Genomic DNA, 20,560 nt, shown 5'->3' with positions numbered 1-20,560 from the left:
TGCGACGGGGGCGGCGGGCATCCTCTCCCGCCCGCTGCCCCCGATTTTTTCGACCTGACTTTCAGACCGAGGAGCATCCATTATGCGTTCCACCGGCAACGGTCCCTCATTCATCGGCACGGCGTACAGAATCGAGCGCGCTGTGATCACTGAGATCGGCGCAGCTGAAAGCACCGCCCAGGCGAGCAGCGCCGAGCGGCCAGCGCGCCTCCGGACGATTTAACGTGGATGCGTCTCGGAACAGAACTGAGCTGGAACGAATTTTCGCGACCCAACGCGAAGGGACGCGTGAGCAGGTTTCGCGCAGCTACGAAGAACGCATGGACCTGCTCGGGCGCCTTGGCCGGATATTTGAGCAGCACAGAGACGAATTGGTCGATGCCGTTGCCGCCGATTTCGGCATTCGATCCCGCTACGAGACTATCCTGCTCGACCTGATGCTTGGCATATCGGAAATTAAATTTGCGCGCCGCAATCTGAAGACGTGGCTGAGGCCGCGGCGGGTGAAGACTGACATCTTCGGCCTTCCCGGTTCATCGCGCCTGGTCCCCCAGCCCCTAGGTGTGGTGGGCGTTCTCGGCACGTGGAACTATCCGCTCGGCACCATATTCGTTGGCGCGGCCGGTGCATTGGCGGCCGGCAACCGCGTGATCGCAAAGCCGAGCGAAGTTTCCGCCAACGCCGCCGAAGCCAGCGAGCGGCTTGTGCGCCGGTATTTCGCCGAAGAGGAATTCGCGATTGTCCAGGGCGGGCCCGACATGGCACAGGCGATGACGGCCCTACCTTTCGACCATATTCTCTTCACCGGTTCACCCGCGGTTGGCCGCAAAGTCTATGAAGCGGCGGCTGCCAACCTTACACCTGTTACTCTGGAACTTGGCGGCAAATGCCCTGCCATCGTGGGCAAGGGTGCATCGCTTGCACAAGTCTGTGAAAGCTTAGTGTTCGGCAAGCTGCTCAACGCCGGCCAGACCTGCATCGCCGCTGACTATGCCTTCGTCCATGTCGATCAGATGGAAAGCTTCGTCGCCGCACTCCGCGCTCAGGTTGCCAAATGCTACCCCAACGCGGCAAGCAACCCCGATTTCACCAGTATCATCAATGACCGACAGTTCGCGCGGCTCCAAGGTTTGCTCGATGATGCCGAAGCCAAGGGCGCGACGGTGCTCAACCTCTCGGACAACGGCGATGGAACGCTTCCTGAACGGCATCGGATCGTGCCGTTGGCGGTTCTCGACGTTACCGATGACATGGCGATGATGCAGGAGGAGATTTTCGGACCGATCCTGCCGATCATGCCATATCGCTCCGAAGACGAGCTCATTCGCTACGTAAACCGGCATGAGCGCCCGCTGGCGCTCTATTATTTTGGCGACGAAAGTGAGGAACGGCGCAAGATCATTTCCGAAACGCACGCTGGCGGCGTGACTCTCAACGGCACGGTCATGCACGTCTTCCAGCGCCGGCTGCCTTTCGGTGGCATCGGACAGAGCGGCATCGGTGCCTATACCGGCGTCGCCAGTTTCGAGCGCTTCACTCATTACAAGCCGGTGTTCTCTCAGCCGAAACTCAGCCTGCTTGGTCAACTTCTGCCACCCTATTCGAGCAAGACCGAAGGACTACTCAACATCTTCGAAAAGATCCTCTGACGTGGCTGCGGCGGTTGATGCTGGCATGTTGCATGACGCCGGGTCGCCAGCATGGGTCGAATGACAAGGGAAGCAAATGGCTGACTATGTAATTATTGGAGGTGGGTCGTCGGGCGGCGTTATCGCCAGCCGGTTGTCCGAGGACCCCGATGTCACCGTTTGCCTGCTCGAGGCAGGCGGCCCAGGCACCTCGCCGCTTGTGTCCACGCCCGGCGCTTTTGCGGCGCTGATCCAAGACTATCGGATCAATACGCTCAACTGGCGGTTCAACACCGACCCTTCAAAGGCGCTCAACGACCGCCGCCTCTACAATCCGCGCGGGAAGATGCTGGGTGGATCGAGCGGTATGAACGGGATGGTCTATATCCGCGGCGACCGGTCGGATTTCGACCACTGGGCCGAACTCGGCAACGACGGCTGGGGTTACAACGATGTCCTGTCCTATTTCCGCAAGGCTGAGAATAATGAGCGCGGTGAGGATGAGTTTCACGGCTCGTCGGGACCGCTTCACGTATCCAACGGCAAGCGCGAATTCGATGTCTATGATGCTTTCATCGAGGCGGCGACTGGACTGGACCATCAAGCCAATCCGGACTTCAATGGTGCCAGCCAGGAAGGTGTCGGCATCTATCAGTTTACCGTGAAGGACGGGAAGCGCGCCAGCGTGAAGGCGTGTTACCTTGATCCGGTGATGGGCAGGCGCGGCAACCTCCGCGTCGAAGTACATGCCCGCGTCCATCGTATCAGGTTTGAGGGCAACCGCGCGGTGGCAGTCGAGTATTCCCAGGACGGGCAGTTGAAGACGATCCCGTGCGAAAAGGAAGTCATTGTCAGCGCCGGCGCCTATAATTCGCCCCAACTGTTGATGCTTTCCGGTATCGGACCGCGTGATGAGTTGGAGAAGCATGGAATCGAAGTGATTCATGATATTCCCGGTGTCGGCCAGAATCTTCACGACCATCCTGACCTGATGCTGGTTTACCAGTCGAAGAAGCGGCTCGGGATCGCACTCAATGTCGTTGGCGCGCTCAAGACCGTGCGAGACCTATTCCAGTATCTCACGCAAAGGAAAAGCTGGCTGGCATCGCCGCCCACGGCTGCAGGCGGTTTCTTGCGATCCGCGCCGGGGCAGAACCGGGCGGACTGCCAGGTCCATGTCGTGCCGCTCGCCTATCGCGACCATGCGCGCGACTACAAGCTGATGACGAAATGGGGCTATACGATCATTCTCAATATTGGGCGCCCAAAGAGCCGCGGCTGGGTTGCCTTACATGACTCAAACCCCGAATCCGATCCCAAGATGGACCTCAATCTCTTGAGTCATCCCGACGACCTCAAGACGTTGCGCAATGCCTTCCGTGTCGTGCAGGAGATCCTGCATTCGGATCGCATGAAGGCGATGATGAAACGGCCTCTCTATCCTGACCGCTACCTTGAAACTGATGAAGAGATCGACGCCTATATCCGGGCAGAAGCCAATCATGCTTATCATCCGGTGGGAACATGCAAGATGGGCACCGACGAGATGGCGGTGGTCGACAACCGCCTGCGCGTTCACGGCCTCGCAAATATCCGCGTGGCCGATGCCTCGATCATGCCATCAGTCGTCAACGGCAACACCAATGCAACCTGCATCATGATCGGCGAGAAAGCCGCCGACATGATCCGGCACGATAATATGAGCAGCAAGAATAGCATCGCAGAATATTGAATTGGACGATTGGATCAATGCTGCAGACACAGATGCTTACGAAAAGAAGTCCGGAGAGGCCTATCGCATGTCAGTTTATTATGTGTCGACTGCGCCATTGTGGGCGAGCGCCTTAGAGGAGCGCGGCTGATGGACGTCCGTACGCAAATACGTCGCGCCGCACGTTATTTCGCCCAGCAAGAGGCTCTCGTTCACGGCCACAGGCGGTTGACTTTCTCGGAAGCCTGGTTGCGCGGCGTGAAGCTCGCAAATGCTCTTGCGGAGTGCGGCCTTCAACCGGGTGACCGGATTGCTACGCTGGAGAAGAACTCCATCGAGGCCGCCGACATCATACTGGCGGCTGCCATTGGAAACTATACGCGTGTTCCTCTCTATGCGCGCAACCGATGTGAAGCGCACGCCCATATGATCGCGAGTACCGGATCTCGGTTGGCGCTGGTCGATGAGGCATTGGCTTCGGAGTTGGCGGGGCTGGATGCCCAAGCTCCGACGCTTGAGCGGATCATTATCCGCGATCACAACTATGAGAATTGGTTGGCGACAGCCTCGGACCGGGATCCCGATCCCGTCGTCGCGCCGGAGGACTATTGTGTCATCCGCCACACCGGCGGCACGACGGGCAAACCCAAGGGCGTTGCCTATCGGCACCGTTCATGGATGACGATCTCCGCCGCATTTTTCAGCATCGGCCCCCAAGTGGCTCCAGGGGATGCCATTCTGCATGTCGGCCCGTTGTCCCATGCATCGGGCTTCCTGTTCGTGCCGGCCTGGTATTGCGGCGCCCGCAACGTGATGATGGACGGCTTCGATCCAGCGTCCTTTCTTGACACTCTCGAGCAGGAACGGATCAGCCATGCCTTTGTAGCCCCCACCATGCTCAATGCCATAGTGCATCACGACGGGGCATATGGCCGCCACTTTCCGAATTTGAAGTTTCTGCTGAGTGCTTCAGCGCCGATCTCCGAGCCGACGCTTCGCAAGTCGTGCCAGATATTCGGGAATCATGTTCTTCATTCGGGCTATGGACAGACCGAAATCCTGCCCATCGCGTCTATGGGGCCCAACGAGTGGTTCGGCGAATTTGAAGGTTCTGCCCCAATTCGGGCGGTCGGACGTCCCATGAGTGGCGCCGATATCGAAATCCGTAACGAGGACGGAAAGGTGCTGGGACCAAACGAGCCCGGCGAGATCGTCGCACGGTTCGAAAATGGCCAGATGGAGGAATTCTGGAACGATCCGGAGGAAACCGCCCGGCGCATGGAAGATGGCTGGGTCAAAACCGGCGATGTCGGCATGATCGACACAAACGGATTTTTGTATCTGCTCGATCGCAACAACGACATGATCGTGTCAGGCGGCTTCAATATCTATCCCACCGAAATCGAAAACGTAATTGCCGACCATCCCGGTGTACTCGAGGTCGCGGTCTTTGGCGTGCCCCATGAAAAATGGGGTGAAACGCCGCTTGCAATGGTGCGTGTCAAGCCCGGAGCACAAATCACGGAGACCGAGATAATAGATTTGGTGCGCCAGCGTCTGGGCTCCGCAAAAAAGCCAAGCAAGGTCGTTTTTACCGCCGAGCCACTGCCGTTGAGCAATGTCGGAAAGGTGCTTCGTTCAAAGCTTCGAGAGCCCTATTGGGCGGGCCAGGACCGGCGCATTTCGGGGGCATGACCGACGCAGCCATCCTAGCCACATCCTCTATTCCGGTGACCGCCTGCCGGCGCGCGGGAGACTGCAATGGACTATGAATACATCCTGGTTGAGCAACGCGGCCCAGCGCTTTGGGTGACCCTCAACCGGCCGGCAGCGTTGAACAGTCTGTCGTTGGCTTTGGCCGAGGAACTCGCCGCAGCGATCGAGGCAGCGGAAGCAGATGCGACGGTGCGCGCTTGCATTCTTACCGGCGCCGGACGGGCGTTTTGCGCTGGCGCGGATCTGCTCGCAATTGGCGATGGAACAGGCGGACAAACTCTCGCCGAACGCTTAAATCTGTTTCTGCCGCCGCTCGGTCAGGCTTTTAACAGGATCGAGACGTCGCGCCTTCCGATAATTGCGGCGGTCAACGGCCTTACGCTCGCCGGCGGCTTGGAACTGGTGTTGTGCTGTGATCTCGTCATTGCCGCGCACCCGGCCAGATTTGGCGACGCCCATGCAAATTACGGCCTGTTGCCCGGCGGTGGAGGGTCGGTTCGACTCCCTAGGAAGATCGGCGAAGCGCGTGCGAAACATCTGATGATGACCGGCGGGACCATCTCGGCTGCCGAGATGAAGGAAGCCGGACTCGTGACCCAACTGGTTGCTCCCGAGGATCTCATTGCGGCAGCGCAAGCGCTGGTAGAATCTCTTGCAGAAAAGAGCCGGCCAGGGCTCGCCTACATGAAGCAGCTAGTCCGCGCTGCGCAGGATAGCTCGCTCGAAGTCGGGCTGCGTCAGGAACTCGAAACCATGGCTGCTTACGCCTTGTCCAACGACATTGTCGAAGGACTGGCGGCATTCCGGGAGAAGCGGAAGCCCGATTTTTCCGACCGGTGAGACCTGATCGGATGCGGAACACATTGGAAGAATGGATCAACGAATGACCGACATATTCGTCATGGGGGTTGGGATGACCCCGTTCGGAAAACAGTTCGACAAGAGCCTGAAAATGCTCTGCGCCGAAGCTTCGTCGCAGGCCTTTTCCGACGCAGGATGCACCGCCGGCGATGTCGAAGCCATCTTCTTCGGCAATTGCGTCCAGGGGCATATGGAGGGCCAGGACATGATCCGCGGCGAAATCGTGGCGCGAGCGATGGGCATCTCAAGCGTTCCCGTGGTGAATGTCGAAAACGCATGTGCGACGGCTTCCACGGCCTTGCACATGGCCGCCGCCTATGTTCGATCGGGGGCAGCGGATGTCGTACTCGCGCTCGGCGCGGAGAAGATGTACTCGCCCGACAAGGCGCTCATGTTCAGTGCATTCGATGGCGCTTGGGACGTGCATGAAACCGAGTCGGGCCGCGCGCAGCTGCTGGCCATGGGCAATGGCGTCGATGTTCCGGAAGGAACGACATCGAGTCAGCCTTACAGCGTTTTCATGGATGTATACGCCGCGATGGCACGCGCGCACATGAAGACCTACGGCTCGACGCAAGCGCAAATCGCGGCCGTCTCGGCGAAAAATCACATGCATTCGACGCGCAATCTGCTTGCCCAGTATCGCCTCCCATATACCGTCGAAAGTGTACTCGCTGCGCCTCCGATCGTTTACCCGTTCACACTGCCGATGTGCTCCCCGATCAGCGACGGCGCCGCCGCTGCGATCATCTGCAGCGAAGCCGGTCGGCGCAAACTGTCGGCAGCCCCGGACAGGGCGCTAAGAATCCTGGCGTCTGTGCTGCAAACCGGCGCCGCGCGCGATCCCTTTGATTATGACCACCATGTCAGCCGCCTTGCGGCGAACCGGGCCTATGCGATGGCCGGCGTGGGGCCAGAAGATATTGGCGTCGCGGAGGTGCATGACGCCACGGCGGTTGGCGAGATCATTGAAATCGAGGCGCTCGGCCTGACGCCGCCTGGCGAGGGCGGACTCGCGGCAGAGCGCGGTGAGACGGCGCTGGGTGGGCGTATTCCGGTAAACACGTCGGGCGGGCTTGAATGCAAGGGACATCCGATCGGCGCCACCGGGCTCGGCCAAATCTACGAGCTTGCGCTGCAATTGCGCGGCGAGGCGGAAGATCGACAGGTTCCGAATGCCCGGTTCGCGATCGCGCAGAACGGCGGAGGTGTCATCGGGGTGGAAGAGGCGGTGGTCGCCGTCACGATCCTGGGCCGGTAGTTGTCAGAGCGCGCCTAGGGAAACACGGGGTCACGATATGAACTTTGAGCTGTCCGATGAACAACGCATGGCGGTGGAAACCGTCCGCCGCTTTCTCGACAACAAGCTTGAGCCGGAAATCCGCCGGCATGGGGAGCGATTCATCCCCAAACCGCTCATGAAGGAATGGACTCAAGCACTGACCGGCTATGGCCATATTACCGCACCGCATCAGGAGCAATGGGGCGGGCTTGATATGGGATGGCTCACTCATCTGCTCATTTTCGAGGAGATCGCCTATTCCTCGCTCGATGTGGCCATACCCGGCTTCATCAACGCGGTTGGCGCAGAACTCATCCGCCGCTTCGCCCCGGAGACGATCAAGCAACGCTATCTTGCCGACCTCGTCGCGGCCGAGAAGTTCGTTTCGCTCGGCATCTCGGAGCCCGATGTCGGCTCGGACGTCGCCGCCATCAAGACACGCGCCGTACGAGACGGCGATTTCTGGGTCATCAATGGCGAAAAGACCTGGATCACCAACGGAGCCTACTCGGACATCTTCATCTGTACGTGCAAGACTGGCGAAAATGAAGTCACTCACATCCTGGTCGATCGTGACGAGAGTGAGTATGAGGTGCGCGATATCCAGAAGATGGCGCTCAACGGCCAATCGACTGCACAGATATTCCTGTCCGATTGCCGCGTACCGGTGGCAAACACGATCGGCCGGGTCGGCGATGGATTGCGCAATACGTTGCAAGTGTTCGAGATTGCCCGCTGCCATATGGCGATGTGGAGTATCGGCATCGCACGGCGAGCAATGGATGAGGCGATCGCGTACGCTCGCGATCGCGCGCAGCATGGCAAGAAGATCGCCGGCCATCAGCTGATCGCCGACAAGATCGCCATCATGGCGACCAAGATCGACGCAGCCCGTCTGTTGACGCACCGGGCAATATCCCTCGTCCAGGCGGGCACGCGCGCAGAGACGGAATGCTCGATGGCCAAGTGGTACGCCACCGAAATGGCGATCGAAGCGACGCGCGATGCGCTTCAGATCCATGGCGGCAACGGCGTCACCCGCGAATTCATCGTTGAGCGGCTGGTGCGTGAGGCGATCATTTGCCCCATCCCCGATGGCACGACGGAGATTCAAAAGCTTGTTGTTTCGCGCGCCCTGACCGGCATTCAAGCCTTTCGGTAAGGCTCAGACGAAAACGACAGCGTCGACGGAAATGGAGCCGCGTGCCTGACTCGCACAGGATCAAATGCGCAGATGCGTCGCTCAGGTAAAAGAGGCAGACAAGCGATGGACGAAGAGCTTCGTTTCGATGGCAGGGTAGTGGTTGTGACCGGAGCCGGAGGCGGACTTGGGCGCCAGTACGCGCTGATGTTTGGCGGGCGCGGAGCCAAGGTGGTGGTGAATGATCTGGGTGGCGACGAGAAAGGGAGCGGCAGCTGCTCCACAGCCGCTGACAATGTGGTCGACGAAATTCGAGCCACGGGCGGTCAGGCGGTGGCAAATTATGCGTCGGTCGAGGAGGGCGCGCTGATCATCCAAGCCGCGGTTGACAACTTCGGAACCGTTGACGTCGTCATCAACAATGCCGGCATCCTGCGCGATGTGAGCTTCCACAAAATGACCGACGAAGACTGGACACTGCTTCAGCGGGTCCATCTGAATGGGACGCGGGCAGTGACGCAGGCAGCATGGCCGATACTGCGCGACAAGGGCTATGGCCGCATCGTCATGACCACGTCTGCAGCCGCAATCTACGGCAACTTCGGTCAGGCCAACTATGCCGCAGCCAAGCTCGGAATATTGGGGCTTGCGAACGCGCTGGCGGAGGAGGGGCGGTCCAGAAACATCCAGGTTAATACGATCGCCCCAATCGCCGCATCGCGTATGACCGCGACTGCCTTTCCACAAGAGTTTCTCGCCAATCTCAGAGCGGAAGCGATCAGTCCATTGGTCGGTTGGCTTGCGCACGAGAATTGCAGCGAAACCAAAGGGCTTTTTGAAGTTGGAGCCGGCTATATCGCCAAGCTTAGGTGGGAGCGCGCGCTTGGGCACGCCTTCGGAGCGGACAGGGCGTTCACGCTCGATGATGTCGCCCGGCACTGGGGTAGAATTGTCGACTTCACGGATGCCGAGCACCCGCTCGGGCTGAATGACAGCCTTGAGGCGGTAGAACGGGCGCTGAGAGCGTAATCAACCCGATGAATTACCATGATATTTTTGAGCGGCCGTCGGGCTGCCGATGGCGTCGTGCTGCCGCCAGATATCGATGAGCAGCAGGAATAGTTCTGCAGCGAATTGAATTGGACGACGGCCCTCAAATGCCGCCAAACGGCATGAACTACACAATATCTCCTGGGAAGAGAGGATCAGCCATGAGAGGATGTCTATTGGCTTCTGCCGCGTTGTTGTGCTCGGGAACAGCATTTGCCCAGGAAGCAACGCCCCAGGCGAACGACCAAACCGGGAGCGCCACGGAAGCGCTGGCTGAGGACATTGTCGTTACCGCCACCAAAAAGGGCTATGGCGAAAGCGTGCAGAAAGTACCGATGGCGGTCACGGCTTTTGGTGAAGCGCAGCTGGATGCCAAGTTCGTCCAGAATCTTCAAAGTCTGAGCTACGACGTTCCCAACGTCCAGCTCGAGGATGTGGGTACGGCACCGGGCTATGCCAATTTCACTATCCGGGGCCTCGGCATCAACAGCACGATCCCATCGATCGACCCCACCGTAGGCGTTTTCACTGACGGTATTTACCTCGGCATCAACGCTGGTGTCGTGCTGGACAACTTCGACCTTGAGGGGATCGAAGTTCTGCGTGGACCGCAAGGCTTGCTTTTCGGTCGCAACGTTACCGGCGGTGCCGTGGTTGTGCGGACCACGCGGCCCAGCTTCGATTTTGGAGCCAAAGCCAAGCTATCCATTGAAACGGGACTGAAAAAGACCGTAAGCGGCACGGTTACCGGACCTATCGTCGATGACGTTTTGGCTGCCAAATTGGCCGTCTACTACAGCGACGACAATGGCTGGTTTCGCAACCGCTTCGACAATCGCAGCTTCGGTAAATCACATGACCTTATCATTCGCCCGGCACTTTCGCTCAAGGGTGGCGACCGCTTCCGAATGGATCTCCGCTATGAGCATGGCGATGTCGAAAGCGATGGAGCCCCTGTCCAGAGTCACGCGCTGTTTCCCCGCGACAGCTTCAGGTTTTCGATCAATTTCCCAGGTTTCTATGATGCCAAATGGGACCAGGCGATCGTGGAAACCAACATCGATGTCGGTCTGGGCGAAGGCGTCTTCACCAACATCGCTGGCTATCGGAAATTCCGATCCTCCGCGGGCGCTGATATCGATGGAACACCACAGTCCTTCTTTCATGCCTTTTTCGAAATCGACCAGGATCAACTCAGCGACGAACTTCGTTATGCCGGAAGGTTCGGTGACGTCGAATTGACAACCGGTCTATACTATTTTTCCCAGGATCTTCGTTACGCCGAGCTGCGGAATCTTTTGGGCGGTGCTCGGATCGTTTCCGGTGGGGGTACGCAAGACCAGACAACATGGGGCATTTTTGCTTCGACCGACTGGCATTTCACCGATACGCTGACCTTGAATCTCGGCGCGCGGTATAGTTGGGAACGCAAAGCCGTTCGGGTCTCGGCCTTACGCGCAAATGGTTGCAATCTAGACACGCTGATCTGTGCAACCAATTTCGCCGACGCGGCAAAATGGCGAGGGTTTACGCCGAAAATCGGCCTTCAGTGGAAGCCGGATGACGACACGCAGATTTATGGCCTTTACACGCGCGGGTTCCGCAGCGGCGGATATAATTTGCGCAACACCGATCCCGCTGTGCCGCCGGGGCCATTCAATCAAGAGACCCAGGACAGTTTCGAACTCGGCGCCAAGAAGCAATTCGGGCGCCACCGGATCAACCTGGCGGCCTTCTACAATCGCATGAAGGACCTGCAGCGCGAGATCAACCTGCCCGGACCGCTTGGCGTCAGCCAGGTCATACGGAACACCGCCGACGCCACAATCAAAGGCGTCGAGGCCGAGGGGCAGTTTTTTCTTTTGTCCAACCTCGTGATTTCGGGTCAGCTCGGCTACGTGAATGGCCAGTATCGCAACGTCCAGTTCGACCTCAGCGGTGATGGCGTCATCAACGATGTGGATCGTGCGCTCAAATTGCCAAGGCTGTCGCCATGGACCTATGGCGTGGGGCTGACTTATGATCAGCAGCTTGGCGAATTGGGGACAGCAACGGCGCGTGTCAGCTTCACGCATCGCGACAAGGCGGCATTCACCGACAACAACGTCGGCTTCCTTCAGGGCGCCGATATGCTCGATGCGAGCCTCACATTGGCGACCGACAACAAGCACTGGCGCTTCTCCATCTATGGCCGAAACCTCCTGAATGAGGTGACGATTGGCGGCGATACACCTTTGCCGGCGGCCTTCGGGGGCACGGGTGCAAGCCTTTCACCGCTAAACAGGGGGCGCGTCATCGGCGGAGAAGTGGCGATTAGCTTCTAGGCCATTTTCGAGGCGAGTGGAATCACCCGCCAACTCGGAAAATGCCCAAGATCAATTTGCTAGAGCATTTCCTGCCGGAAAGCCGGTTCCCACTTCTGCGCGAAATGCTCTAGCTGATCGCGACGGATGCAGCGGATTTCCGATCGCACCCCGCCCCCTTGCCGTTAATCCGATGATGCGGTGCGCCATGCCTGACGAACAAGGCTGACGAGCGCACGGCCAGCCGGTTTTACCTGCCAGCGGCTACGCACAGCATAACAAAGCGTCAATGGATCGAATAAACCGATTCCCTCCAAGGCCACGAAATTGGCGCGAAACCATGAGTTCTCGGTGAACTGTTTTGCAACCATCCCGATAGCATCGGATGTGGCAACGATCCGTCGAACCAATTGAAAATAGTCTGTCATGTGGATCCAGTCAGCGGGACGCTTACCGCTTTTTTCGTACATCTGCTGAATGATCGATGTGTAGGGTTCGGAAGATGAGGGCACTACGAATTCGAACTGGACCAGCGGCTCCTTGCTGGTCGGGTTTATCCCCAGAATGGGATGATTGTTCCGCACAAAAGGCAGTATTTCGATCGAGGCGACCCGCTCGCACTTGAATTCCGGCCAGCGTGCAAAGGCCGCTTCAAGTCCAAAGGCGACATCGATATCGCCGCGCGACAGGAGTCGCACGCCCCTTTCGCTGTTGCCCGAAACGACTTCGACGCGCACTGCCGGATGGCGCCGCAGCAAAGAAACCAGAGGTTGGGTGAGCAACCAGTCGATTGACCCTGGGAACAGTCCGATTCGAAGCGGGCCCGCATAGGCGTCGGCGCGGCGGGCTGTATCTCCGAGTAGTTCAGCTGCGTCGGCAAGCAAGCGCGCTGCGCGATCAATAAATTCGCGTCCCTCCTCTGTCGGCATCGCGCCCCGTGAGGTCCGATGGAAAAGGGAATAGCCAAGATGCCGTTCGAGTTCAGCGACACTCTTGGTCACCGCCGACTGCGTGACACCAACCGCATCCGCTGCCCTGGAGAAGGAACGAAGCTGACCAACCGCGACGGCATGCTTGAGGCGAGAATCGAGCATGGACATGCCCCACAGGAATAATTGCTCCAGAGAATGAATTAGGCGAATCAAGGTCATTTTGCCAATCTTACTTTCGACACTGCCGCCCAGCACGACTGCAACCCGTCTCGAAATCTGGAGCGGCGAAACGGCCTGGATCAAAGCGCCAAGGTCTCAGACGCAGGTATGCCTGAATGACGAAAACTGGTCCGCTTGCAGGCCTCAAAATACTCGAAATTGCGGGCATCGGCCCGGCGCCGTTTTGCGGAATGCTGTTGGCCGACCTTGGCGCCGATGTCGTCGTCATTGAACGCGTAAGCCCTAACTCCGAAAATATCGATCTTGGCAGCGGCGCCATTGTGAACCGCGGGAAACGTGTAATTGCCTTGGATCTGAAGTCCCCCGAAGGCGTCGCGCATGTCCTGGATCTCGTCCAAAGGGGCGATGTACTGATCGAAGGCATGCGGCCTGGGGTGATGGAGAGGCTCGGCCTTGGTCCCGAGGTTTGCCTAGCGCGTAACCCCCGCCTTGTATTCGGTCGCATGACGGGTTGGGGGCAGCAGGGACCTCTCGCCCAAGCGGCCGGCCATGACATCAACTATATCGCGCTGTCAGGAGCCCTTTGGTATGCTGGGCATCCCGGTGAACCGCCAATGGCGCCGCCAAGCCTGGTAGGCGATATTGGGGGTGGAGCGCTCTATTTGGCCATCGGCGTCCTCGCAGCGGCAATGCACGCGCGGGATACCGGGAATGGGCAAGTGGTTGACGCCGCGATCGTCGATGGGAGCGCTCACATGATGAACTTGCTCCTGAGCCTGAAGGCCGCCGGCCAGGTTGCCAGCATACGCGGCTGCAGCATCCTTGACGGCCCTCACTGGTACTCGACCTATCGGTGCGCCGACGGGAATTTCATCTCAGTCGGATCACTCGAGCCCAAGTTCTATGCGCTGCTTTGCAAAAAGCTGGGGTTGGCCGGCGATAGCAGTTTTGACGACGGCTATGATCGTGATGCCTGGCCCGAGCTCAAGCAGCGTTTTAGCGAGATATTCGCCATGCGGACACGGGAAGAATGGCGCACACTGCTGGAAGGCAGCGATGCCTGCTTTGCCCCCGTGCTTGATCCGGACGAAGCGGCGCGCCATCCTCATATGGCAGCGCGAGGCGTCTATCGGGAGATCGACAATATCCTCCAGGCAATGCCGGCGCCACGTTTTTCGGGCTCGTCACTACCGATCCCCGGACCGATCCCGCTGCATCATGAAGATCCGAGTACAATTCGGCGGGGCTGGAGCAAACCGGACCGCTGCGGGATTACCGCCAGAACCGACTGTTGCGAGTAGTCGGTTGGCATGGTGGGCGGCCAGCGGCCCGACACGAACGGTGATTTCATAACTATGAACCAATGCGACGCTCCGCTTCGCTGCGCTGCATTCAAATCAAAGGAGACAACGACACACAGGCACGTCAAACTATCCGATGATTCCTGTACGCCACGCCGGAACGGCGATTGCGGACGTGTCCACGGGACGTTGTTCGCATCGTGATTCGCTCGGCGCTTGAAATCAATGCTCGCCCCGGATGTGACGACGCCGATGGGATTTCCACTGCGGCGTCCACGGCCAATGTCCTGGCGTGAGGGCTTCGGTCATCGACCGATTCGACCGTCCGAATGCGGTCTTTTGGCGCGCCTGAGAATCCGCATCAGAGTTGAGTGCGCGTTGTTCGGGAATCTCATTTAAATATTTGTAAAAACGTAATAATATAGATAATAACTCCAACCTGTATCCAGTGTGGAGTAATGGTCGCAGGGCGTGAACTTACGCCCTTATGGATGCGTCGAAGTCCTTCAGTTTGAATCTCAGGAAATTGCGGCTTGCGATGCGCATCACGCAAGAAGCGCTCGCCCATGATGCGGGCACGAGCAGCTCTTATCTGAGTGCGATCGAAAATGGCCGGTCGAGCCCGACGCTGAAAGCAATGGAGCGGCTCGCGAAGGCACTCGGCGTTAATGCCGTCTATCTCTTGTCCGGCCGGATATCGATCTCGATCGTTTCGGACGACGAACTGGAAATCGGCGCGATACTGGCGCGCCCGGCGGTGACGCTCCGGCGCCATCCGCACAAGCCGACGGGGCGGCCGAGCAAGACCAAGTAAATCATCGGGGGCTGCACGCGCGTGGGCTGGAACCACGCGCCCGATAGACGCGCCCGCAACGCGCGCGTCGAAAGGAGTGCCCCTCGGTGCCGTTTCGCGACCTCGATGCCTATATTAAGCAGGCCAGGCGCGCGAACAGTGATCGCGAGCTGTTCAGTTGCAGCGAGGCCGCCGCACGCCAGCTCGGCCTCCCATGGCTCGCGATCGTCCAGAGCATGGCCTTCTTTCAGCCCGGTGGGCGATATTTCCGCATGGACAATTTCCAGAGCTGGGGCGACGTTTTCGTCGCCGAAGGCTATTACCGCGACGATCCCGCCTTGCTCGCGGCGCGCTCGACAAGCCGGGCGTTCTGCTGGCACGAAATGGAGCGACTGCTGGGCGGCTTCACGCGGCGACAGGCGCGCATCGTGCGCGAAGCCGCGCGTCATGGCCTGCGCAACGGCCTCACCGTTCCGATTGGCGTCGCCGGCGAGCCGCCCGGATGCTGTACGTTCGCAACGCGCGACGGGCAATTGCCGCCATCGCATATCTGCCGGATCGCGACGCTGATGGCGAGCGAGGCGTTTACCGAGGCGCGGCGCTTGCACGGCTTTCCGGCGCGCCCGCTGAAATTACCCCATCTCAGCCCAAAGCGGCTCGAATGCTTTCGCTTGGCGGCGATGGGCAAGAGCGACGTCGAGATCGGGATCATGATGAACATCGCCCCGACGACAGTGCGCACCTACATGCGTGACCTGCGCGAACATTTCGGAATCTATTCCCGCGCGCAGCTCCCGGCGATCGCGCTCGCCTGCGGAATCGTCTGCATCGAGGAGATCGTCCCGCGGTTCTGAGCGGGATCGCCGCATCCTCAATATTGACGACTGTTTGAGCCCTTCATCTCTGCTCCCTTCGCGACTGTTCAATTTGAACGGGAGCTACTGCCATGATCCATATTGTCAAAGGGTGCTCGCTTACCGATGCGCGCGCCGCCTCGATGTTCGAGGACCGCAAGACCCTGTTCGTCGATCTGCTGGGCTGGGATGTTCCGGTCGTCGGCGGCCGCTATGAAATCGACAGCTATGACGGCGACAAGGCGGTCTATCTGATCGCCACCGACGATGGCTGCATTCACCAGGGGTCGATGCGGCTGCTATCGACAGAGGGCGCACATCTTCTCGCCGATCGTTTCGCGTCGCTCTGCGAGTGCGATGCGCCCCGGGGGGAGCAGGTTCGCGAGATTACGCGACTTTGCCTGCCGCAACGATTGGGCGCCCCCGGACGCCTGCGTGTCCGCAACCGGCTCATCTCGGCGATGGTCGATCATGCGCTCGGCAGCGGAATCACCATGCTAACCGGCGTCGTGACCGCTGCTTTTCGCGAGGAGGTTTTGGCGATGGGCTGGCGCGCAGCGCCGCTCGGCCCCGCGCGCCGCATCGATGGCGCGTTCCTTGGAGCGTTCCGCATCGAGATCTGCGCCGGTACGCCTGCGCTGCTGGCGTCGAACGGCATCTATGTACCGGGTGCGATCACTCCCGATGCGGCGGCAAGAGCCGCGTGAAGGGAATGGCGATGCACGACCCCGCCCGCCTCGCCGCGATGCTGCTCGCCGACGGTTATGTCATTGTCGATAACGCCGTGCCGACCGAGCTAATCACCGCGCTCGAAGCCGAACTCGCACCGCGCTTCGTCGCCACGCCCTTTTGCGAAGGCGGATTCTACGGAGCCCGCACCAAGCGCTTTGGCGCGTTGTTGCGGCGTTCACGGCATATCGCCGGCCTTGTGCTGCACCCGATCATCCGCGGTATCGCCGAAACGGTGCTCGGGGAATGGTGCGATCGTATCGTTCTCAACCTCACCCAGGCGATCGAAATCCATCCCGGCGCGCTCGCGCAGGTGCCGCACCGCGACCAGGATCTCTGGGGCGGCGTCAAGACCGGGATGCACTATCAGATCAACGTCATCTGGCCGATCGATCCGTTCACGCTGGAGAGTGGCGCGACGCTGGTCTGGCCGGGCAGCCATCACGATGCGGCATCGCAACCGGGCGATGCACGTCCGGTCGCCGCCGAAATGCCACCCGGCTCCGCGCTGCTGTTCCTCGGATCGATCCTGCATGGTGCCGGCGCTAACCAGTCCGATCATGTGCGCCGCGCGGTCATCACCTCCTATTGCCTCGGATGGCTGCGGACGTTCGAGAATCAGTATCTCGTCTATCCGCCCGCCATCGCTCGAGCGTTCGATCCCGATCTGGCCGCGCTCATCGGCTATGCCCAGCATCGCCCCAATCTCGGCAATGTCGAAGGCCAGTGCCCGTCCGTGCTGCTTCACCGGGACGATATCGACGGCCTCCCTGCGATCGACGCGCTGCTCCCCGGCCAGGCCGACATGCTGGATGCCTATGTCGCCGAACAGGAAGCCGCGCGTGCGGGCCTGATCGGCGGGTAACGCGGGTTCGTCGGACCGGGCGCTGCACTCATGACACACGATCCAAACCCCGAAGCAGGCGGCGGCGCGCGAACACGGATCGAGGCGGATTCATCCGCTGTGGACGGTGGAGCCACGGCGTCGTCGGCCGCGGAGCGCGCTCGGCGGGCACGCGAGCATTGCCCGTTTCTGACAACCAAGCAGGCCGCGTTCCATCTCGGTCTCGCGGGGGACACGCTCAAGAAGATGCGCCGGGAGCGGCGCGGCCCGCCGTGCCGAAAGCATGGCACCGTCTGGCGCTACCATATCGACGATATCGAGGCCTGGTCGCGCGCGAACATGCGGGAGGGAGGCAATGGCTAGGCTGCTACCCTCCCGTCTGCCGGCTAAACCCACCGCGCTGATCGGTCTCGGCGCGGCCGCGCTGGCGACCACGATCGCGCTGCCGCCAACGCCGTGGCTGGTCTGGAACGCATCGGCCAGCGCGCCGATCGGTCTCTATGCCGTCAGCGGACGGCAGGACATCGCATCGGGCGACATGGTGCTGGTCCGGGTGCCCGACCGCTGGCGCCGGCTCGCCGCCGAGCGGCGCTACATTCCGATCAATATCCCGCTGGTCAAGCGCGTCGCGGCCGCGCCCGGCGATCGCGTCTGTGCGCGCGGGCGGGAGATCTATGTCAACGGCCACCCGGTGGCCGAACGCCGCGAAGCCGATGGCCGCGACCGTCCGATGCCGTGGTGGAATGGCTGCGTGATGTTGCGTTCGGGCGCATTGTTCCTGCTGATGGACAGCCCGGATTCGTTCGATGGGCGTTATTTCGGACCGACATCGCGCGGCGACGTCATCGGCGAGGTGCGACTGCTGTGGCTGGGCTGAGGGTCGCCATCACCGCCCTGGCGCTGCTGGCGGCGGCACCGGCTGACGCGCTCGATCCATTCTACCGGCACGCCGGCGCGATGGGACTGATGCAGCTCATGCCCGGCACCTGGTCCGAAATGCGCGCGCGGCTCGGGCTCGGACGTGATCCCCATAGCCCGCGCGACAACATATTGGCGGGGACGCTCTATCTTCGTCTGATGTATGACCGCTTCGGTTATCCCGGACTGTTCGCAGCCTATAACGCGGGACCGGCACGCTATGCCGAGCACGTGCGGACCGGCCGCGCGCTGCCCGGTGAGACCCGCGCCTATCTCGCGAGCGTCGCCGGAGTGCCCGTCAATTCCCGGTCGGCTGTCACGGCCGCCAGTGCAACGCCGCGTACCGTCAATGCCATCTTCTTCGCGATCGGCGACCGGCCCCCTGCCGGCCGGAGCGAAGCCGGTGCGGCCACGCTGTTCGTCGCGCTGCGATCGACGTCGCCCGAGAAGAACGCGCCAGACCGCCCATAGTGCGAGCCGATCGGGGCTTCATGCCGAATCGTGTTTCTGCTATGTTCCGAGCCTATGGAGTTGGTCGTGATGTTGCTCGGTCTGATCCTGTCCGCCACCGGCATCGTCCTCTTCGCCTGGGCGATGTTCCGGCTCGCCGTCTTCGCACTCCCGGTCGGGCTCGGTGCGGCCGCATTTCTGTGGGCGGGGGGTGGCGAACTGGGGCCGTTGCTCGGTCTGCTTCTCGGCCTCGTCGTCGGCGTCGCGGTCTTGCTGATCGGACGCATGCTCATCGCGTCGCGGTTGCCCGTTCCGCTTCGCGGAGCGATCGCGCTTCTCTTCGCCGTGCCCGCCGGGATCGCCGGCGGCAGTGTCGTCTCCAGCCTGATGCAGCTCGGCGGTGCGGGGCCGACCGCGACCGGCATCGCCGCGGCGGTCGGCGCGATCATCATCGCCGGTGCCGCCATGATGAGCCTGTTGCCCGCGATGACCGCTTGCACCGGTTCGAACGGATCCCCGCTGCACGGTTGATCTGTTGGGGCCAGTGGGCCGAGTGCTCGCTCCTCGTGTCACCGCGCGCATGGCGACCACGACGAGAGTGCTTCAAGACGGCAGGGTCTGACCTGACGCATCCGGGTTTTCAGGCGCCTCGCGCCTGCGGCGCGACCGCCGCTCTATTCCGCTAGGCTCACATCCGTTCGCCAAGCTCCACCGGGCCACGCTTCGCGCGTCCCGGCCAAAGGTGACGATCGGACTGGCGGGATGCCGGAGCCTTGCTCCGGCCTGTCGTCGCCGCGCCTGACCGGCGCGGCGGCATTTTTCGTTGGGCCTTCCCCTCGTCGCGCGGGTGGGCGGCGCTCCCTTCTGGGCCCGGCCCGGCGTCCCGCAAGCCGGCCTTCGACTGCGCTCGGGTCCGGCTCCTCCATTGCATTTCGGCCCTGCGGGTGCGGACCGCCTCCTGGCCGCGCCCGGCAGGTCGCAATTCGCCGCCCACCCCCGCTCCGGGGGAGGCCCTGGGGTTTTTGGGGCGGCATTGGAGGATAGCCATGCACCAGACCGGCAGCCAACGCGCGCGCGCAGAGGGCAGCAAACGCCAGCCCCCGGCGGAGCGCGCCAATCTTTACGACGAGGTGACGGGCCGCATTGTTTCCGAACTTGAGGCGGGCCGCTTCCCTTGGGTCCAGCCTTGGGGCCGCCCCAATGGTCAAGGCTTCTCCGCCGCCCCCGGCCTCCCGCGCAACGGGCTCACCAGCCGCAATTACAGCGGCGTCAATGTCCTGATCCTGTGGGGAGCAGTGATCGAGAACGGCTATCCGTCGCAATCGTGGCTGACCTTCCGCCAAGCCTTGGAGGCGGGCGGCAATGTCAGGAAAGGCGAGCGCGGGACAAGGGTTGTCTATGCCGACCGCTTCACCCCCGAAGCCGAGAAGGAACGCGCGCGCCAGACCGGCGGCGAAGCCCGCGCGGTGCCGTTCCTCAAACGCTTCACCGTGTTCAACGTCGCACAGTGCGAAGGCTTGCGCCCCGGCCTTGCCACCGACCCCGCACCGCTTCCCGAACGCCAAGTCGTGCCGATCGCCGAAGCGGTCATTGCGGCATCGGGCGTCGATTTCCGCATCGGTGGGGACAAGGCCTACTATGTCCCGAGCGCCGACTATGTGCAGGTGCCCCCGCAACCGGCCTTCCACGAACAGATCAATTTCTACCGGACGGCGCTGCACGAACTCTGTCATGCCAGCGGCCACCCGTCGCGCCTCAATCGCAATCTGCGCAATGCGTTCGGCAGCAAGGACTATGCGCGCGAAGAATTGATCGCCTTATCTGGACAGTCTGCACCGTGCCTGACGCACCATTGAACGGTATGTTC

The 20,560-nt window shown here is 61.0% G+C and carries 19 protein-coding genes; 18 read left to right on the top strand and 1 reads right to left on the bottom strand.

Going from position 1 to position 20,560, the window contains the following annotated elements:
- The first annotated feature begins 224 nt into the window (after nucleotides 1-224).
- The 8 genes from AX724_RS09125 to AX724_RS09090 all read left to right on the top strand — a co-directional run bounded on the left by AX724_RS09125 (nucleotide 225) and on the right by AX724_RS09090 (nucleotide 11,713).
- Entirely contained in the window at nucleotides 225-1,649 is a 1,425-nt protein-coding gene (locus AX724_RS09125; RefSeq protein ID WP_157228455.1) for an aldehyde dehydrogenase family protein, read from the top strand.
- Between the two features lie 76 nt (nucleotides 1,650-1,725).
- On the top strand, nucleotides 1,726-3,360 hold the full coding sequence (locus tag AX724_RS09120; protein ID WP_082730782.1) for a GMC family oxidoreductase: 1,635 nt from the start codon (nucleotides 1,726-1,728) through the stop codon (nucleotides 3,358-3,360).
- Nucleotides 3,361-3,489: 129 nt separating this feature from the next.
- Nucleotides 3,490-5,034: a class I adenylate-forming enzyme family protein gene (locus AX724_RS09115; protein WP_026108915.1), complete on the top strand. Its 1,545-nt coding sequence runs from the start codon at nucleotides 3,490-3,492 to the stop codon at nucleotides 5,032-5,034.
- Between the two features lie 66 nt (nucleotides 5,035-5,100).
- Nucleotides 5,101-5,895, top strand: coding sequence for an enoyl-CoA hydratase/isomerase family protein (locus tag AX724_RS09110; RefSeq protein ID WP_011415062.1), 795 nt, complete (start codon nucleotides 5,101-5,103; stop codon nucleotides 5,893-5,895).
- Between the two features lie 31 nt (nucleotides 5,896-5,926).
- The gene (locus tag AX724_RS09105; protein ID WP_443018679.1) at nucleotides 5,927-7,177 is read left to right on the top strand and encodes a thiolase family protein; all 1,251 of its coding nucleotides are present in this window, start codon (nucleotides 5,927-5,929) and stop codon (nucleotides 7,175-7,177) included.
- A gap of 37 nt (nucleotides 7,178-7,214) precedes the next feature.
- On the top strand, nucleotides 7,215-8,360 hold the full coding sequence (locus AX724_RS09100) for an acyl-CoA dehydrogenase family protein (protein WP_017499968.1): 1,146 nt from the start codon (nucleotides 7,215-7,217) through the stop codon (nucleotides 8,358-8,360).
- Between the two features lie 105 nt (nucleotides 8,361-8,465).
- Nucleotides 8,466-9,368, top strand: coding sequence for an SDR family oxidoreductase (locus tag AX724_RS09095; RefSeq protein WP_011415065.1), 903 nt, complete (start codon nucleotides 8,466-8,468; stop codon nucleotides 9,366-9,368).
- 197 nt (nucleotides 9,369-9,565) lie between these two features.
- Complete coding sequence (locus AX724_RS09090) at nucleotides 9,566-11,713, top strand: TonB-dependent receptor (protein ID WP_208598043.1); 2,148 nt, start codon at nucleotides 9,566-9,568, stop codon at nucleotides 11,711-11,713.
- 164 nt (nucleotides 11,714-11,877) lie between these two features.
- On the opposite strand, the gene AX724_RS09085 is transcribed toward AX724_RS09090, so the two are convergent.
- Nucleotides 11,878-12,927 (bottom strand): LysR family transcriptional regulator, encoded by a 1,050-nt coding sequence (locus tag AX724_RS09085; protein ID WP_026108914.1) that lies wholly within the window; start codon nucleotides 12,925-12,927, stop codon nucleotides 11,878-11,880.
- Nucleotides 12,928-12,959: 32 nt separating this feature from the next.
- Here AX724_RS09085 and AX724_RS09080 point away from each other — a divergent pair, with 32 nt between their 5' ends.
- From AX724_RS09080 to AX724_RS09035, 10 genes are all read left to right on the top strand, one after another.
- Nucleotides 12,960-14,105 carry a CaiB/BaiF CoA transferase family protein gene (locus AX724_RS09080; RefSeq protein WP_026108913.1) on the top strand — a complete coding sequence of 382 codons (1,146 nt, stop codon included), beginning with the start codon at nucleotides 12,960-12,962 and terminating at the stop codon, nucleotides 14,103-14,105.
- Nucleotides 14,106-14,592: 487 nt separating this feature from the next.
- Complete coding sequence (locus AX724_RS22780; protein WP_017499963.1) at nucleotides 14,593-14,919, top strand: helix-turn-helix domain-containing protein; 327 nt, start codon at nucleotides 14,593-14,595, stop codon at nucleotides 14,917-14,919.
- Between the two features lie 86 nt (nucleotides 14,920-15,005).
- Complete coding sequence (locus AX724_RS09070; RefSeq protein ID WP_017499962.1) at nucleotides 15,006-15,752, top strand: LuxR family transcriptional regulator; 747 nt, start codon at nucleotides 15,006-15,008, stop codon at nucleotides 15,750-15,752.
- A gap of 92 nt (nucleotides 15,753-15,844) precedes the next feature.
- The gene (locus AX724_RS09065; RefSeq protein WP_017499961.1) at nucleotides 15,845-16,459 is read left to right on the top strand and encodes an acyl-homoserine-lactone synthase; all 615 of its coding nucleotides are present in this window, start codon (nucleotides 15,845-15,847) and stop codon (nucleotides 16,457-16,459) included.
- Between the two features lie 5 nt (nucleotides 16,460-16,464).
- Nucleotides 16,465-17,346, top strand: a complete 882-nt coding sequence (locus AX724_RS09060; RefSeq protein WP_017499960.1) for a phytanoyl-CoA dioxygenase family protein — start codon at nucleotides 16,465-16,467, stop codon at nucleotides 17,344-17,346.
- Nucleotides 17,347-17,376: 30 nt separating this feature from the next.
- Complete coding sequence (locus tag AX724_RS09055; protein WP_081095412.1) at nucleotides 17,377-17,688, top strand: helix-turn-helix domain-containing protein; 312 nt, start codon at nucleotides 17,377-17,379, stop codon at nucleotides 17,686-17,688.
- Complete coding sequence (locus AX724_RS09050) at nucleotides 17,681-18,202, top strand: S26 family signal peptidase (RefSeq protein ID WP_017499958.1); 522 nt, start codon at nucleotides 17,681-17,683, stop codon at nucleotides 18,200-18,202. The genes AX724_RS09055 and AX724_RS09050 overlap by 8 nt, the downstream gene beginning before the upstream one ends.
- Nucleotides 18,199-18,714 (top strand): lytic transglycosylase domain-containing protein, encoded by a 516-nt coding sequence (locus tag AX724_RS09045; protein ID WP_443018680.1) that lies wholly within the window; start codon nucleotides 18,199-18,201, stop codon nucleotides 18,712-18,714. The genes AX724_RS09050 and AX724_RS09045 overlap by 4 nt, the downstream gene beginning before the upstream one ends.
- A 66-nt stretch (nucleotides 18,715-18,780) precedes the next feature.
- Nucleotides 18,781-19,224, top strand: coding sequence for a hypothetical protein (locus AX724_RS09040; RefSeq protein ID WP_136175471.1), 444 nt, complete (start codon nucleotides 18,781-18,783; stop codon nucleotides 19,222-19,224).
- A 515-nt stretch (nucleotides 19,225-19,739) separates the two neighbouring features.
- Nucleotides 19,740-20,549, top strand: coding sequence for an ArdC family protein (locus AX724_RS09035; RefSeq protein WP_066765575.1), 810 nt, complete (start codon nucleotides 19,740-19,742; stop codon nucleotides 20,547-20,549).
- Nucleotides 20,550-20,560: the final 11 nt, after the last annotated feature.

This window comes from Sphingobium sp. CCH11-B1 (genome assembly GCF_001556865.1).
Classification (GTDB): Bacteria; Pseudomonadota; Alphaproteobacteria; order Sphingomonadales; family Sphingomonadaceae; genus Sphingobium.
The sequence above is the reverse complement of the archived record's forward strand: the minus strand, read 5'-3'. Positions and strand labels throughout refer to the sequence as shown.